Below are 16,323 nucleotides of genomic sequence, written 5' to 3'. Positions count from 1 at the left end.
TTACTCTACGACCTGAACCTTCAACATATTTGTATTTCCGGAAATACCAAGTGGTACACCTGCGCCGATAACAACCTTATCGCCCGGCTGTAACAAGCCCTGCTTCTTACCTGCTGCCACTGCATGATCAAACAGTGTGAATACCTCATTCTGCTCTTCGAGATGTACCGGAGTTACGCCCCATGACATATTGAGCTGACGATATGCCTTGTCACTTGTCGTACCGGCAATGATGTTGCAGCTTGGTCTGTACTTCGAAATATTTCTTGCAGATACACCAGACTTTGTCACGATGATAACCGCTGCCGCATTTAAGTCAATGGCTGTTGTACAAGCTGCATGGCAGACCGCATCTGTCACGTTCTGGTTTGCTGCACGCTCATAGTGGAAGAAATTCTTCTTATAATCAATGGCTGCCTCTGCACGCTCTGCAATCTTTGCCATCATCTCAACTGCCTCTACCGGATATTTACCGGCAGCACTCTCGCCAGACAGCATAACCGCACTTGTACCATCATAGATTGCATTGGCTACATCCGTTGTCTCCGCACGTGTCGGACGTGGATTCTTGATCATGGAATCCAGCATCTGTGTGGCTGTGATAACCTGCTTACCAGCCATATATACCTTATTGATAATCATCTTCTGGATAACCGGAACTTCCTCACAAGGAATCTCGACGCCCATATCTCCACGGGCAACCATGATACCATCTGATACATAGATAATGTCATCAATGTGGTTAACACCTTCAGAATTCTCGATCTTGGAAATGATGTTGATATTATTTCCACCATTTGCATTTAACAGCTCACGAATCTCCAATACATCCTTAGCGGAACGAACGAAAGAAGCCGCTACAAAATCTACATCCTGCTCAATACCAAACAGGATATCGCTCTGATCTACTTCGCTTAAGTACGGCATATTCAGATGCACATCCGGCACATTGATGCCCTTGTGGTTAGAAACCGGGCCTCCGGTAATAACGGTACATAAGATATCCTCTCCACTGATCGATGTTACCTGAAGCTCGATCAGACCATCGTCGATCAGAATATGAGTACCAATCTGTACATCCTTATACAAATCCTTATATGTGATAGAGGTAATGGTGCTGTCACCAACAAGATCTCTCGTTGTCAGTGTGAAGAAATCACCCGCCTTAAGCTCTGCCTTTCCACCCTCAAAATCGCGGGTACGAATCTCAGGTCCTTTTGTGTCGAGCAAAATTGCGATTGGAAGTCCAAGCTCCGCACGCAGCTTCTTGACCATGTCCATACGTTTCTTCTGTTCTTCGTGTGTACCGTGCGAAAAATTCAGTCTTGCCACATTCATTCCAGCAAGCATAAGCTTCCGCAGTACATCCTCGTTATCCGTTGCGGGTCCCAGCGTACAAACAATCTTTGTCTTTCTCATCACTTATTACCTCGTTTTATATTTATTTGCCAAATCTTCTCCCATTTTGACATACACTCCTAGTGTACTGTATCATTGATATTTAATTAATTTTATGGTCTGACAAACCGTTTCATGATATACTAAAAAGAAACGGCGGTGATTTTAGATGGCAAGACCAAAAAAATATAATATTTCATTAACGGATGACGAACTCAAGGAACTAAAATCTGTTATGCGTAAAAAGCAAACAACCAAAACTGTTCGAAACAGATGCCAGATTATCATTGATCTAGATGAGGCACACGGTAAAGTTCTTACCCATGCACAGTCTGCCAAAACAAATTGCGTATGTATGGCTACTATCATGAATACTGTAAAGCTTTATTCCGAAAAAGGCATCCAGGGTATCCGTACAATGAACCGGAATGTCAATTCTGATAATGCACGCAGAAAATTTGATGGGCGTGCTGAGGCTCGTATTATTGAAATTGCGTGCAGTCCTGCACCGGAAGGACATTCCCGCTGGACACTCCGTCTGCTGGAAGAACAGGCAAAAATTGTACTTGATGTTCCAGTCAGTAAAGATACCATCGGCAGGGCTTTAAAAAAAATAAACTTCGACCTCACATGAATGACTACTGGTGTATTCCGTCAAAAGAAGATGCTGATTTTGTAGCCTGCATGGAAGATGTCCTTGATGTTTATGAACTCCCATATGACCCGATGTACCCTGTTGTCTGTATGGATGAAAAGCCATACCAGCTTTTGGATGATGTAAGGCAGCCACTGCCTGTTCGTCCGGGTGACAACCAGAAAACGGATTCCGAATATAAGAGGAATGGCACCTGCAGCATATTTGCTTTTGTTGAACCACTTGGCGGCAGACACCATGTGAGTGTCCATGAACACCGTACTGCAATTGACTGGGCAATGGAAATCAAATATCTGTCAGATGAAATGTTTCCAGATGCAAAGAAAATCATACTGGTAATGGACAATTTAAACACCCATAAAGCTGCTTCACTTTATAAAGCATTTCCACCATCAGAAGCAAGAAGGATCATAAAACGACTGGAAATCCACTATACGCCTAAACATGGAAGTTGGCTTGACATGGCTGAAATTGAGCTTAATGTAATGACACGCCAATGTCTTTCGCGTCGAATATCCACCCTTGACAAACTTAAATGTGAGTTATCAGCATGGGAAATGGAACGTAATTGGGATACAGCTAAGATACAGTGGCATTTCCAAACAGGGGATGCACGGGAAAAACTGATATCACTGTATCCGACACTATCATCTGTCACTTTTTAATTAAAGTGGCAGATATACTAAATATCAATGATACAGTACACTAGTATAATCGCTTATGTCAAGATTTACAACCATATTTCAAAAGTATTTTTCTCATAAAAAACTAACAAATTTTTAACTTTTATTCCAGATAAAATCATGCTATTATAGTGATAGCATTATACATTTATACACAAAATATATAGGAGGCTTACATGTACGATAACTTTCTATTCCGGGCAAAACGAACCGTCTACAAATGGTGGTGTATCGTATATAAGCCGGTCTATAAACTCATCCATAGCGGCGAGTGGCCAGAAGAAAAAGAGCCGGACGTCAAATATGCGGCACCAACGAAACCATCGCAGTCAGAAACGCTCGATGCTCAGGCGCTTGCAGATGCCGTGCTTGACACGAACCGTCAGAGCCAGCATAATATCGACGATCTGGTTTCGGAGGCAGCACATATGTCTGCCGAACCAACGGCATTCGCACCGGCTGTCAATGCAGAACCAGACATAAGCAGCACCAATTCTGCATTAGATCCGGAAGAGATTCCGGCAGGTGTCGACGACGATGTGTTAGCCCGTGCCAACGAGATCATGGCCCGGCTCAACCGGGAAGCTGCAGAGGATGAAGAAAAAAAGCAACGCGAAATCGAAGCTGCAAAAGAAAAAGCCGCCGAACAGGAACGGCTGGCAGCCATTTTAAAATCAACCGAACGTAACATCGATGCATTTATACAGGAAGGACTCTCCAAACAGCATCAGCAAGACGACGGCAACTAGGAAAGGAGTTTAACTATGCGTTCGAAATCAAAAAAAATAACTTTAGGGCTGTGCCTGATCGTGCTTACCACTTGTCTCCTATGTGGATGCAGCGGCAATCCCAAAAACTTCACCGTTGGTACGATGACCATTACCCTGACCGATACTTTCAAAGAAAGTAAGATGTCCGGTTTTGACGCCTACTTCGTCAGCGACGATGTATCATTTTCCGTAAAAACCGAAAATGCGTCCGACCTTGAATATCAGGGCTACGAAATTGCAGGACTGAAGGATTACGCAAAGGAAATCTGCAGCCTGAACGGCATTTCCACTGATAAGCTGGTACAGCGGAACAACTACTATTATTTCAGCAACACGCAGACCGTATCCGGTGCCAAATACACCTATCTGCACTGCATGCTGAAGGAAGGGAACAATTACTGGATCTGTGAATTCGTGTGCAAGCACCGTTCGTACGACTCTTTAGAAAAGTCCATGTTGCAATGGGCAGACAGCATTACATTCGATCAGCAATAAAAAATGCACCGCAGTTATTATGATTGCGGTGCATTTTTATTTTCATCCTGTTCTTCTGTTTCATCGTGCTCATCTTCCCACGCATCCTCCGGGCGCATCTTCTCGTATTTCTGCATACCGAAATTCAAGAAGCTTACAAAAAAGAGCGTCGGAATCGCAGCGATAATTGCGATCTGCGCTACATGAATCCAGTTCCCCTGCAATTTCCCCGTGAGTAACAAATAGCTGGCAGTCACAATGACTGCCAGCATACTTATATCTACACAGATTGTCAGAATCGTCTGTGTCTTCTTACTCATAGAGATACCAGTTTCCCTTGTACTTGATACATGTGATCGGATATGTGCTTGACTGATCGTAAGTCTCGCCACTCATTGTCACTGCTACGTTGAAAGAGAACTCCAGATCACAAGCGTCCTGCAGCTTGATTGTTTTGTCTGCATAATCACTGATATCCTCTTCAAGATCATCCAGATCATCGCTGTCATACATCTCTTTGCTCTCAACGCCCTCATACTTGAAAGTTACATCATATCCAGAATAAGAATCAAGCATATCCTCAATATCTTCCTGTCCTGGATCAAGGAATGGTGGACAAAGTGCAGACATCTTATCTACATCCTGATCATTCATCGCCTCGATAAACTGCTGTGCAACTGCTTCTGGGGAAGATGCTCCTCCCTTTGCTCCGAATCCGCCCTTGAAGATCAGAACAAATGCAACTGCCAATACAACAACGGCTGCTGCAATAATACCAATGATCAGACCTTTCTTTGGCTTTGCCGGCTGCGCTGGTGTCGGACCACCAAATCCTGGCTGTCCATATGGTGCCTGTCCCGGCATACCCTGCTGTGGCATTCCGTTCATGCCCGGCTGTCCCATGCCGTTCATCTGTGGCTGTCCCATACCATTCATCTGTGGCTGTCCCATGCCATTCATCTGTGGCTGTCCCATGCCGCCAAACTGTGGTGCTGCTGGCTGTGGATTTGTCTGTCCTGCATCTGCCTGTCCATACGTACTTGTATCTGTCTTTAATGACAGACCTGACGGCTGTGCTGGTGCCTGATCCGGATCGATCAGAACGGTCTTCTCATCATCGCCATCCTGGCTGTTCATAGATGGCAGATCTGCGCCACAAACTGAGCATTTTGTGAAGACATCATCATTCTGTGCTCCACACATTTCACATACTTTCATGCTGTTCCTCCTAATATAAATCCTCTCTTATAGGTCGTAATTTTAATAAAAAACTACTAAAATATATAATGTCATAAATGCCGCATGAAGTCAATTGGCATTGCATATAAATTTCGTAAATTTGTTGTAATGTCAATCAATCGTGCTATAATATGGAATAAATATGGCTTCGCATGCCCCGCATGCGATCCAAATACATCACAAACAGAGATTAAGGAAGGCAGATTATTACCATGTATAAAGTAGATTTTGAAAAACCGATCCATGTGTATTTCATGGGTATCGGCGGTATCAGCATGAGCGGACTTGCCGAGATTTTATTGCAGGAGGGCTTTACCGTATCCGGTTCCGATATGAAGGAATCCGAGATCACAGAGATTCTGAAGAATCTGGGCGCCCGCATTTTCATCGGACAGAAAGCAGAAAATATCTCCGATGATATTGATCTCGTCGTATATACCGCAGCCATTCATGCGGACAATCCGGAATTTGTAGAAGTGAAACGCAGAAATATTCCGATGCTGACACGGGCACAGCTCCTCGGTCAGATCATGCTGAACTACAAATACGGCGTCGCAGTCAGCGGAACGCACGGCAAGACAACAACAACCTCCATGCTCTCCTATGTATTGCTGGAGGCGCAGACCGATCCAACCATCTCCATCGGTGGTATGTTGGATGCGATCGGCGGCAATATCCGCGTGGGACACTCCGATTATTTCGTTACAGAAGCCTGTGAATACACAAACAGCTATCATGCGTTCCATCCATATATCAGTATCATCCTGAATGTGGACGCGGATCATCTCGATTTCTTCAGCGGCATTGAGGAAATCGCAGATTCTTTCAAGACATTCGCAGAGATCCTGCCAGACGACGGTCTGCTCGTTGTAAATGGCGATATGAAATATTACGAACATGTGACAAAAGATCTGCACTGCAATATCATTACCTTCGGTATGAATGCAGGAAATGATTACAGTGCCACAGATATTACTTTCGACGAAGAAGGGCACCCAACTTACACACTCGTTGTCAAAGGCGAGAAGCAGGATCAGATCAAGCTGCATGCAACGGGTATCCACAATGTCATGAATTCCCTGTCGGTTATCGCAGTCGCAGATTTCCTCGGCATCGACCGCAAATACACGATTGCCGGTCTGGCACGCTGTTCCAGCGCCCACCGCCGGTTCGAGCACAAGGGAATCACGGAAAATGGTGTCAAAATTGTCGACGATTATGCACATCACCCAACCGAGATTGCTGCAACCTTGGCGGCTGCCAAGAACACACCACACAACGAACTGTGGTGCATCTTCCAGCCTCATACATACTCCCGTACCAAGGCGCTTCTGGACGAATTTGGACAGGCACTTGCAACCTGCGATCACGTGCTTCTGGCAGATATTTACGCCGCAAGAGAGCAGGATACCGGACTTGTTTCCTCGAAGGATGTCTGTGACAAGATCAACGCCAACGGTGGTCATGCCATCTACCTTGGCGACTTCGACAGCATCACCGAGTATGTGAAAAAAAATTGCAAAAAAAATGACCTGTTGATAACTATGGGCGCCGGAAATGTTGATTCTATCGGAAATACACTGTTAAAAAAATAGTTATCCACATTATCCACAGACCTGTTTGGGGAAAATTACCAAACAGGTCTTTTCATTTTTAGTTAACATAATTGTAACATAAATCGTCTGCAAACGGCTTGATTCCACACCCTTATTTTTTATGGTAACTGATTGTCCACATTATCCACATTTTCCACAATTTTCGTAAACGCTCCGACCGAAAAGATGTTCGCTTGAATTTAATTTTCTTCATGCTATAATTTGAAATGCTTCTAAGCGAAGCGATGAAGGGAAGGTTCAAAAAACTATGAAGACAATTACGATTTCAACTGAAAATAGCGAGACTTATTCTTCCATCTCGAACTTTTTTATCGACTATTATATGACAGATGCAAACGGGGAATTTGTAAAGGTGTATCTGTATCTGATCCGGCTGCTGAACAGCAAACAGCAGATCTCGGTTGCCGAGATTGCGGATCATTTTAATCTCACAGAAAAAGATATCTGCCGTGCTATCAAGTATTGGGTGACCAAGGATGCACTGCGTCTGACCTTTGACGGAAAGGGACAGCCAACCGGGATTGTGGTTCTGCCACTGAAGGCACCGGAAATGGAGTTATCCACAGAATCGGATGCATTTTCCCTGCTTCGTTCCGATGATACATCTGCACATGTGGAAAAAGCAGACACAGCGGAGCGCTCAGAGAAGCCTTCCAACAAGATTGTACCGATTACAACACCTGCGATGGAACTTTCCGCACCACAAAAGCCGAAATTTACGCAGAAAGATATCGATAAACTCTTGCGCGATCAGGACTGGGAAGATATATTATATCAAGTAGAGACTTTATTTGAGAAGCCGATCTCACAGTCGGATACGCAGTCATTGATGTACATATATGATACACTTGGATTCAGTGTTGATTTATTCGAATATCTGATTGAATACTGTACCACAATGAAGAAGAAAAACTGCCGTTACTTAGAGGCTACTGCCATCGGCTGGTATCAGGACGGTATTCAGACAAAGGCACAGGCCAAGGAACAATACGCTCTTATGAGCGGTGTCTGCCGTGTCTTCTACAAGACGCTTGGCATTAAGCGCGGGGCACCGACAACGATCGAGCAGGAATTCTTTAAGACATGGACAAAGGACTACGGCTTCGGTGAGGATATCGTAGAGGAAGCCTGCAAGCGTGCAGTTTTACATACACAGAATCCTACGATCAAATATGTAAATGGGATTCTGACCGCATGGCATAACGCAGGGGTGACAGATTTTTCCGGCATCAAGCAGGAAGATCTCGCCCACGCCGAGACAGCCAGGAACCAGAAAGCCTCTGCTACCACGAAGAAAAGCGGAAATGCATTTACAAACTTTACACAGAGCAGCATGAGCTCCGAGCTTGATGAGATGGAGCAGCTGTTCCACAAAGAGGTAAACGGTCAATGAATTTTGAGTTGCTGAAAAAAGAAAATATCCTGCATGATTACGAACAGGTTCGCCTGCGCAACAAACGGCGCCTGCAGGAACGGCAGGAAGAAATCTATGCGAAGATTCCAGAGATCAAACAGTTGCAATCCGAAAACAAGCTTTCCTATATCGCGCTCGCGAAGAAAAAAGCACTCGGACAGGCAGCTGACACACAGGAGATCTCCAATCAGAACCGCAGCAATTCTGCGCGGATACAGGAACTGCTCCTGACACACGGCTACCCTGCTACATATCTGGAACCAATCTATGATTGTCCGGTCTGCAAGGATCTCGCCTATGTGGACGGCAAGGTCTGCGCATGCTTTGAACGCCGGATTGTGGATGCCTTATATCGCCAGTCCAACATGACACAGGTTCTGGATTCCGAGAACTTCGATACATTTGATCTGGATTATTACAGTCACACGATTCCGGAGAACCGGAACTGGTCTGTCAGTCCATATGACAATGCCAAAAATGTGCTGCATCTTGTCCACCGTTTCGTGAATACATTTGCGACACAGGATACCGAACGCGGAAACCTGTTATTATATGGAGAAACCGGTCTCGGAAAGACTTTTCTCACGAACTGTATCGCGAAAGCGTTACTGGACGAAGGGCACACCGTTCTCTATCTGTCCGCAAACGATCTGTTTGAACAGGTTTTCGGACAATATCTGATGAATAAAAAATTAGAACTTGAAGAATTATACAAATATATTTATAATAGCGAATTGTTGGTAATCGATGATCTGGGCACAGAGACAACCAATGCCTTTGTCTGCTCCAAGCTTTTTGAAGTTATCAACCAGAGGGGACTTACCGGAAAATCGACGGTCATCTCGACCAATCTTTCCATGAAGGAATTACAGGAGCGGTATTCCGAACGTATCATGTCCCGCATCATTGAACGTTACACTGTACTTCAACTGTACGGTGAAAACATAAGGTATCAAAAAAGAAAAAAAGAAATGATACAGGGTTCTAAGCTGTAATCACACAATGGAGGAAAAAATCATGCCAGATTCAAGTCATCTTATTACAGTTCCAGTTGGAAAGCTCGGAATCATCCCTTTGGAGAGCTGCAAAGCCCTCGGTGAAAAAGTGGATAGCTACCTTGCACGCTGGAGAGCAGAACGTCACAACGAGCACAAGGACAACATCACATTTGCAGGCTATGAGAGAGATTCCTATATCCTGAAATCCTCTTGTCCACGTTTTGGTTCCGGTGAAGCAAAGGGTACATTACAGGATTCCGTACGTGGTACTGATGTTTACATCATGGTTGATGTTGTAAACCATAGCATCGAGTACAAGATCTGTGGTAAGACAAATATGATGTCCCCAGACGATCACTATTCCGATATGAAGCGTGTTATCGCTGCCATGGCAGGCAAGGCAAACCGTATCACCGTTATCATGCCTTTCATGTACGAGAGCCGTCAGCATAAGCGCAGCAGCCGTGAGTCTCTGGACTGTGCAATCGCATTGCAGGAGTTAGTCGGACTTGGCGTTGACAATATCATTACATTTGATGCTCACGATCCTCGTGTCCAGAACGCGATTCCTTACAGCGGTTTTGAAAATATCATGCCAACCTATCAGTTCATCAAGACACTGCTCCGCACAACACCGGATCTGACTTTGGACAGCGATCACATGATGGTAATCAGCCCGGATGAAGGTGCCATGAACCGTGCGATCTACTTCGCAAACCACTTGGGTGTTGATGTTGGTATGTTCTATAAGAGACGTGATTACACAACGATCGTAAATGGCAAGAACCCAATCGTTGCACATGAGTTCCTTGGTGACAGTGTCGAGGGCAAGGATGTTATCATCATCGACGATATGATTGCTTCCGGTGAGAGTATGTTGGATGTTGCCCGTCAGTTAAAGGCTCGTAAGGCAAGACGTGTGTACTGTCTTGCAACGTTCGGTCTGTTTACTGCTGGTCTGGATATCTTCGACCAGGCAAAGGCAGAGGGTACCATCGAGAAAGTTATCACAACAAACCTGACTTATCAGGATCCAGAGCTCTTCAACCATGACTGGTATGAGTCTGCTGACTTGAGCAAGTATATCGCAACTCTGATTGATCACCTGAACCACAACGCTTCTATCAGCAGCCTGTTGGATCAGTCTGAGCGTATTCAGTCAAGAATTCAGGAGTACAAAGAGTTCGGAACAATCTCCGACAACTACAAGGCTCCAACAGTATAATTGGCAAGCAAGAATCGAACAAATAAGAAAAGCACAGTTCAAAGTTGAACTGTGCTTTTCTTATTTATTCTATAATTCCTATATGGATGTTTGTTACTGTACGTAGACGTAAACCTTAATCTGCTCGTCATTTAAGTTGTTTGTGAATGTCAAGATTGCCGTTCCCTTCTTGCCCGGGATCACACGTAATCTCGCTACCGAAGGTCCGACTGGGGAAGTATCCCATGTGAAGCTCGCAACATCCTCATCCGAGGACTCTACGCTTACCTCAATATCACCGGAGATACATACACGTAACACAGCTTCCTGCGTCGTCTGTGCCTCAGTTGTCTCTGCGCCTTCCTCTGATGTATCAGCCTCATTTGTCATGAACTTCAGGAATGTATCACTGACAAACATATCCTCATAGCCTTGGGATGGCACCGCATCCGTGAAGCTTGCCAGACCATCCATCGCCTCTTCCTTATCCTCAAGCGCGGTAATCTGCTTCTTATAGTCTTCTTCCTTATTCTGATAATCTGTGATTGATGCTTTCAGAAGATCAATCTGGGACTGCAGCTCTGTGATTGCATCCTCCTGCTCCCGGATCTGTGACCGGAAATAATTGGCTGCCACATCGCTTTCTGAGGCAATTGTATTTCGCTCATCGTTGGCTTTCTGTACTTTGTTACTGAAATAGAAGAATCCAAACACCAGACCACTTGCCAGAAATATCATAAGCGCGATAGATATTCCGATATACAGCTTCGTATTCCCCCGCATTTTCTCGCGGTCATATTCTTCATCTTCTAACGGTTTTCCACAGTTGCTGCAAAACAATGCACCATCTTCATTTTCCGCTTTACAATGTTTACATATCATAATCTATACAACTCCTGTTTTCAAATTTGAATCGTACGACATATTTCCCTTATGATACCCTTTTTTTCTCTATTTGTCCAGTATCAGCATGATATCCATCCAACTATCCTGTTATCCGGTCTGCTTAACCGCGCAGGACCTCGAAAGCACGTGATATATCCAGCACACCCCATCCCCACGCAGGGTTTGGATATGCAATATCGACAACTGTCCGCGCACCGCGAATCAGAATCTGCCGGATCACTTCGGTATTCATCCCATAATAATTGCCACGCACGATGCCCCATTCGAAGAAAAGTGCCGCCGCCCCGGCGGTCAATGCAGCCCCGACACTCGTACCGCTCCGGCGCACGAACAACGGTCGCGTCCCGCTGCCTCCCGCAAGCAGCCCCGCCACACGCACGGCTGGCGCCGCAAAATCCGGCTGAATCCGTCCTTTTCTGGTATAGCCACGGCTGGATTCCACATACAACGAATTATCCAGATGATTGTACCCGGCTACAGTTATCGTCCCACGCGCATTCGCAGGCGCACACAGGATCACCTCTGGATCTGGTCGCGAAAACCGCGTATTGCCGCCCAAAAATTGTCGGATCGGCAGCCATGCATCGTACCCTACTGGAAAGCTGCTGTAATTTTCTGTCACTTCAATTCGCCAGATACCGGTCGCAGGCTTCTCAAACCGCAGCAGGATAAACGGATCACCCGAATTGTTCTCGACCACTACACTTTCCGCATACAACGTCGTTCCCTCATACAAATATGTAATCATTCCAGAACTGTCACGGTTCGGAAAAAGCTGATCAAACCGCTGCCCGGTCGGGGAATATACCGCTATCTGGTACAGACTTGGCGCACGCCCCCAGATCTCCGTGCAAAAACCCGGATTCTCATCTTCCACATAGATCTCCATCTCATTTCTTACCGTCCGTGTCCGCGGCTGTGAGATCCCGTTCTGATTGCCCAGATTGATCGTAGACAGGCTTGCAAAATGCCCGCCTGTACCAAGCTCATTTCCAGCACTTCCGACCACGCAGATTCCCGGCAGTGTCACAACCGTATCCAGATAAAGCTCCAGATTCAGGTTCCCATTGTGATCCCCCTGACTCGTCCCCAGTCCCAGACAGATCACAAGCGGTCTTCCCAGCTCCATCGCCTTGTTAATCAGGTATTTCACGCCAAGTATGATGTCTGCCTCCGAATAACATGGAACGCCATCGGGAATCAGGAAGAAATCTCGCAGACGCTGCTTTGCCTGCTTTAATTTCACCATGATAATATCCGACTCCGGTGCCACACCGGAAAATATATCATCCCCATCCAGATAGGTGTTCCCGGCAGCCACCGATGCCAGAAACGTACCGTGCCCGTCCGTATCCCGGCTTGGTACAATCTGATACGGCTGTTCCGTCTGTATCGCCAGATTCAACAACTCCTGCGGATACTCCCTGCCATATCCAAAGATTGGGCGCGTATCAATTTCCTCGCTCTGCATAGACATATTTTGTCCACCCGCTTCATATGCCGCCTGTGTCTGATCCCAGATCGCCGTTACCCTGCATGTACCATCTGCTCTGCGGAACAACGGATTCGCAAAGTCGATACCTGTATCAATAAACCCGACCAGCACATCTTTTCCCGAAAGCGACAACCCCGGCACCGTCTGGACTGCCCCAATTCCAATCCCGTGCAACGCAGATGTATCCATCAAACCAAAGCATTTCGGTATCCGATCATACCCCAACCCAAATAATATATCTGTCGAAAGCGGAGCCCCAGATGTGTCCAAGGCACTGCGATACGCTACAAGAAACTGACTGTTAATAATCGTTCTGCAGTCTGGCTGTAAGATCTGCATCTCCCCCGCCAGATTGTTATCATATTTTACAAGGAAATCAAGCACATCCTCATCATATATGTAGGCGCCACACGCCGAATCATACAGACTATCCATCGCTCCCCCAACGCAAAAATCCCCTCAGCAAAATATATGCTGAGGGGCCTTTCTGTATGTTTATTTTGCAATATAGGACGCGCGAACCGAAGTAATACCGCCGTAATTTTTCGCTGGTGCCGCCTGTCCCTTTGGAACTAAAATGATCTGAATGCCTTCCAGACGCTTTGCATAACCGGCTGTACCGGATGGTGCACCATTCTTCGCCCAATCAAGCCAGCCAAATGACTGTGCATGCACACGATAGTAAATGTCATAATGCTTTGCCATTTCACCGGTCAAATTGATTCGGATTGCTTCGAGACGTTTTGCCTCGCCACTCGTACCACTCATCACGCCATTCTTCCGCCATGTCGACTGGTTGTTCTCATTTCCCTGCCAGCCATAGCTCTGTACATGTGTTGTATACACGATGTCTCCGCTGTACTGCTGGTTAGAAAGACGGATATTGATACCCTCCAGCCGCTTTGCCTGACCACTTGTACCACTCATCTGACCATTGTACTTCCATGCCTGCCAGCCGTAGCTCTGCACATGGGTACGGTAGGTCACGTTTGTCTGTACTCCACCTGCAATCTGCGGATCAGCATTGGATGTATTCTTTGCATTTACAACCGGAGACGTACCCGCCTTCGCATAATAGCCAAGCGCATATGCGGAATTGATATTTCCCATTCTCGTATTGAAGGAAGCACCTTTCTTTACAACCACAATCTGGATTCCCTCCAGACGTTTTGCATAACCGGCTGTTCCTGATGGTGCGCCATTCTTCACCCAGCCGAGCCAACCGTAGCTTTGCGCATGCACGCGATAATATACATCGTATTTGCCTGCATCCGAACCTGTCAGCTGAATCTTGATTGCTTCGAGACGTTTTGCCTCGCCCTCTGTTCCGTTCATCTCGCCATTGGCAGACCACGGCAGCCAGCCATAGCTCTGACAATGTGTTGTATACTGGATTCCCAGATTATCATTGCCCGTCACACGAATCTTGATACCTTCCAGGCGCTTCGCTTTTCCGCTCGTTCCTGCCATCGCACCATTTGTAAACCATGTCTTTGCATCATTCTCATTTCCCTGCCAGCCAAACGTCTGCACATGGGTTGTATACCGCACGGTTACAGCTGGTGTAACCGGCTGACTTGGTGTTGGATCTGGTGTTGGTGTTGGATCTGGTGTTGGTGTTGGGTTCGGCGTTGGCGTTGGATCCGGGTTTGGTGTCGGATCTGGATTCGGATCTGGATTCGGATTTGGATCCGGATCCGGTGTTTCTGAAGAATCGGCCTTCTTCACTGTCACGGCAAAAGAATCCTTGGCCCCCTGCCCATCCTTTGCTGTTACTGTGATCGTCGCTGTACCTGCCGCCTTTGCTGTCACGGTTCCGTTCTCATCTACGGATGCAACACTTGGATTGGATGAAGTCCAGGCTACCGCCTTGTTGGCAGCGTTATCCGGTACCACTCGCAAATCCTCAACCGTATATGACTCTCCCACCGTCATGGTTTTCTTGCCACCTACAATCGTAATTGTCGACACCTTAACCAGTTTCGGGAGATTTTCTATGTCTTCACTATATCCACATGTTTTACAAACATGATATTTCTTTCCCGCCTGCTCATACGTTGGATTGATTGTCTGCACCGCTCCATATACATGAGAAGTGCAAAGGTTTATCTTATTGTAAGTTTCCTGCCCCTTATAATTCGCAGTATCCGAAGTAACATAACATAGATCACCATCTATAAATCCAAGTCCATATATATAGGTTCCCTTTGCAGTGTCTGATGGCAATGTGAATATCGTTTTCGTCGTTCCAGTTGAGATGCTATACTGTTCAATCGTTGTCGGTGTTGAGAAATAAATCACACCATTTCGTGCCGCCATACGTCCGAAATAAGCCGTCCACACGCCATTGTCTGCAGTTGTCCATTTCGCGTATGCCGGTCCATATAAACAGGTAGTTGTCTGGCTTGCATAATTATACTTGGAAATCTGATATTTCGCGCTACGATCAGCTGCCACATATGCGCCATCCAGATAATACCAGTTTCCATTGTATGGATACATATATGTCTGCACACCACTCCAGAATCCACTCTCATAGCGGCTGTCAGTTGCTTTGGTATAGGTATAGCCATACGGAACACTCGTTACATAATCCGTCCGATCGCTATCCAAAGACAACAAGGTTGCATCCGAAATCATAAAATACGTATGCTTCACCCTTCCGAGATTGTCCCATGTCGGATCATCCCATGTGGCATCCATGTGATACCACTGATTGTTCAGATATACGGCATTCCACGCATGATTTGCAGCCTCACTTGAAACATAACCGCAGACAATATTCTGGCGTTTCATCAGATACATGAACGTCAGTGCATATCCCTGACAAACCGCCTTCTTCTTAACAAGTGTGCCATAGATATTATAATCATCGCTCGACAAAGAATTTGATAAATAATTCTCATAATCATACGTTACATCTGTCACAAGGTAATCATGATATGCAAGCGCAATCTCCACATCATTCAACCCGGTTGTATCAATCGCAGCTTCCATCTTCGCAACTTCTGCATCAATCTCCGCTTTCATAGAAGTAATCTGTGCCTTCGTATAATTATATGTAATGATCAATTTTGTAACATTACTTTGGTTATCCAGATAATAACGAAATCCACCCGATACATAAAACAACTGTGGATTCATGTTCAAAATACCGTGTATAACATCTCCCACATTGGTTGTTGTCAATCCATAGCCTGTCACATCTATGGTATCCTGCATGTTCTCCATTGCAGCCACAATCGCTGCGTCATGCGAATGGTCATAACTGCTGTCCGCAACCGCATCGCCTGCTTCCAGCAAACCACCCTCCGACAGCAGTCCGCTTCCGTCCTCATGAACAACTTGTGTCGCCTCCTGCAACGGCTCGTCCAGCTCCGCGGCAACTCCTGTTACAGTATTTGCCAGCAGCATCACGAGCACAAGCAAATACATAAATAGTTTCTTTCCTCTTTTCATGTAACCCTCTCC

General features: G+C 45.9%; 14 protein-coding genes. 8 read left to right on the top strand and 6 right to left on the bottom strand.

Translation table 11 applies throughout. The annotated features are described in order from the left end of the window. On the bottom strand, positions 1–1,419 hold the full coding sequence (pyk, locus tag H9Q76_RS01240; protein WP_249321406.1) for a pyruvate kinase: 1,419 nt from the start codon (positions 1,417–1,419) through the stop codon (positions 1–3). A gap of 148 nt (positions 1,420–1,567) precedes the next feature. Here pyk and H9Q76_RS01235 point away from each other — a divergent pair, with 148 nt between their 5' ends. The 4 genes from H9Q76_RS01235 to H9Q76_RS01220 all read left to right on the top strand — a co-directional run bounded on the left by H9Q76_RS01235 (position 1,568) and on the right by H9Q76_RS01220 (position 4,001). Further along, a complete protein-coding gene (locus tag H9Q76_RS01235; RefSeq protein ID WP_006855331.1) occupies positions 1,568–2,032 on the top strand; it encodes a helix-turn-helix domain-containing protein in 465 nt (154 codons plus the stop codon). After that, complete coding sequence (locus H9Q76_RS01230) at positions 2,029–2,718, top strand: IS630 family transposase (RefSeq protein WP_249321123.1); 690 nt, start codon at positions 2,029–2,031, stop codon at positions 2,716–2,718. The genes H9Q76_RS01235 and H9Q76_RS01230 overlap by 4 nt, the downstream gene beginning before the upstream one ends. Positions 2,719–2,912: 194 nt before the next feature. Beyond that, positions 2,913–3,485 (top strand): hypothetical protein, encoded by a 573-nt coding sequence (locus H9Q76_RS01225; RefSeq protein WP_249321405.1) that lies wholly within the window; start codon positions 2,913–2,915, stop codon positions 3,483–3,485. A gap of 15 nt (positions 3,486–3,500) precedes the next feature. After that, a complete protein-coding gene (locus H9Q76_RS01220; RefSeq protein ID WP_249321404.1) occupies positions 3,501–4,001 on the top strand; it encodes a hypothetical protein in 501 nt (166 codons plus the stop codon). Between the two features lie 17 nt (positions 4,002–4,018). On the opposite strand, the gene H9Q76_RS01215 is transcribed toward H9Q76_RS01220, so the two are convergent. Next, positions 4,019–4,300, bottom strand: a complete 282-nt coding sequence (locus H9Q76_RS01215; protein ID WP_118374465.1) for a hypothetical protein — start codon at positions 4,298–4,300, stop codon at positions 4,019–4,021. After that, positions 4,293–5,198: a hypothetical protein gene (locus H9Q76_RS01210; protein ID WP_249321403.1), complete on the bottom strand. Its 906-nt coding sequence runs from the start codon at positions 5,196–5,198 to the stop codon at positions 4,293–4,295. Before H9Q76_RS01210 ends, H9Q76_RS01215 begins: the two co-directional genes overlap by 8 nt. Positions 5,199–5,431: 233 nt before the next feature. Here H9Q76_RS01210 and murC point away from each other — a divergent pair, with 233 nt between their 5' ends. From murC to H9Q76_RS01190, 4 genes are all read left to right on the top strand, one after another. Then, positions 5,432–6,814 carry a UDP-N-acetylmuramate--L-alanine ligase gene (murC, locus tag H9Q76_RS01205; protein WP_227573206.1) on the top strand — a complete coding sequence of 461 codons (1,383 nt, stop codon included), beginning with the start codon at positions 5,432–5,434 and terminating at the stop codon, positions 6,812–6,814. Between the two features lie 268 nt (positions 6,815–7,082). Beyond that, the gene (locus tag H9Q76_RS01200) at positions 7,083–8,228 is read left to right on the top strand and encodes a DnaD domain protein (protein ID WP_227573207.1); all 1,146 of its coding nucleotides are present in this window, start codon (positions 7,083–7,085) and stop codon (positions 8,226–8,228) included. Further along, positions 8,225–9,244: an ATP-binding protein gene (locus H9Q76_RS01195; RefSeq protein WP_021984790.1), complete on the top strand. Its 1,020-nt coding sequence runs from the start codon at positions 8,225–8,227 to the stop codon at positions 9,242–9,244. Before H9Q76_RS01200 ends, H9Q76_RS01195 begins: the two co-directional genes overlap by 4 nt. Before the next feature lie 22 nt (positions 9,245–9,266). Then, complete coding sequence (locus H9Q76_RS01190; protein WP_021984791.1) at positions 9,267–10,472, top strand: ribose-phosphate pyrophosphokinase; 1,206 nt, start codon at positions 9,267–9,269, stop codon at positions 10,470–10,472. A 93-nt stretch (positions 10,473–10,565) separates the two neighbouring features. On the opposite strand, the gene H9Q76_RS01185 is transcribed toward H9Q76_RS01190, so the two are convergent. From H9Q76_RS01185 to H9Q76_RS01175, 3 genes are all read right to left on the bottom strand, one after another. Further along, positions 10,566–11,333, bottom strand: a complete 768-nt coding sequence (locus H9Q76_RS01185; RefSeq protein WP_118671301.1) for a zinc ribbon domain-containing protein — start codon at positions 11,331–11,333, stop codon at positions 10,566–10,568. Positions 11,334–11,457: 124 nt separating this feature from the next. Next, entirely contained in the window at positions 11,458–13,287 is a 1,830-nt protein-coding gene (locus tag H9Q76_RS01180; RefSeq protein ID WP_249321402.1) for a S8 family peptidase, read from the bottom strand. A 60-nt stretch (positions 13,288–13,347) separates the two neighbouring features. After that, complete coding sequence (locus tag H9Q76_RS01175) at positions 13,348–16,311, bottom strand: Ig-like domain-containing protein (protein WP_249321401.1); 2,964 nt, start codon at positions 16,309–16,311, stop codon at positions 13,348–13,350. Positions 16,312–16,323: the final 12 nt, after the last annotated feature.

It is taken from the genome of Wujia chipingensis, assembly GCF_014337155.1.
Lineage (GTDB): Bacteria > Bacillota > Clostridia > Lachnospirales > Lachnospiraceae > Coprococcus_C > Coprococcus_C hominis.
The sequence above is the reverse complement of the archived record's forward strand: the minus strand, read 5'-3'. Positions and strand labels throughout refer to the sequence as shown.

Coding starts and splice junctions, on each gene's coding strand:
- H9Q76_RS01225 (WP_249321405.1), top strand. CDS start 2,913: ATGTACGATAACTTTCTATTCCGGGCAAAACGAACCGTCTACAAATGG.
- pyk (WP_249321406.1), bottom strand. CDS start 1,419: ATGAGAAAGACAAAGATTGTTTGTACGCTGGGACCCGCAACGGATAAC.
- H9Q76_RS01230 (WP_249321123.1), top strand. CDS start 2,029: ATGAATGACTACTGGTGTATTCCGTCAAAAGAAGATGCTGATTTTGTA.
- H9Q76_RS01190 (WP_021984791.1), top strand. CDS start 9,267: ATGCCAGATTCAAGTCATCTTATTACAGTTCCAGTTGGAAAGCTCGGA.
- H9Q76_RS01175 (WP_249321401.1), bottom strand. CDS start 16,311: ATGAAAAGAGGAAAGAAACTATTTATGTATTTGCTTGTGCTCGTGATG.
- murC (WP_227573206.1), top strand. CDS start 5,432: ATGTATAAAGTAGATTTTGAAAAACCGATCCATGTGTATTTCATGGGT.
- H9Q76_RS01235 (WP_006855331.1), top strand. CDS start 1,568: ATGGCAAGACCAAAAAAATATAATATTTCATTAACGGATGACGAACTC.
- H9Q76_RS01195 (WP_021984790.1), top strand. CDS start 8,225: ATGAATTTTGAGTTGCTGAAAAAAGAAAATATCCTGCATGATTACGAA.
- H9Q76_RS01185 (WP_118671301.1), bottom strand. CDS start 11,333: ATGATATGTAAACATTGTAAAGCGGAAAATGAAGATGGTGCATTGTTT.
- H9Q76_RS01180 (WP_249321402.1), bottom strand. CDS start 13,287: ATGGATAGTCTGTATGATTCGGCGTGTGGCGCCTACATATATGATGAG.
- H9Q76_RS01200 (WP_227573207.1), top strand. CDS start 7,083: ATGAAGACAATTACGATTTCAACTGAAAATAGCGAGACTTATTCTTCC.
- H9Q76_RS01220 (WP_249321404.1), top strand. CDS start 3,501: ATGCGTTCGAAATCAAAAAAAATAACTTTAGGGCTGTGCCTGATCGTG.
- H9Q76_RS01215 (WP_118374465.1), bottom strand. CDS start 4,300: ATGAGTAAGAAGACACAGACGATTCTGACAATCTGTGTAGATATAAGT.
- H9Q76_RS01210 (WP_249321403.1), bottom strand. CDS start 5,198: ATGAAAGTATGTGAAATGTGTGGAGCACAGAATGATGATGTCTTCACA.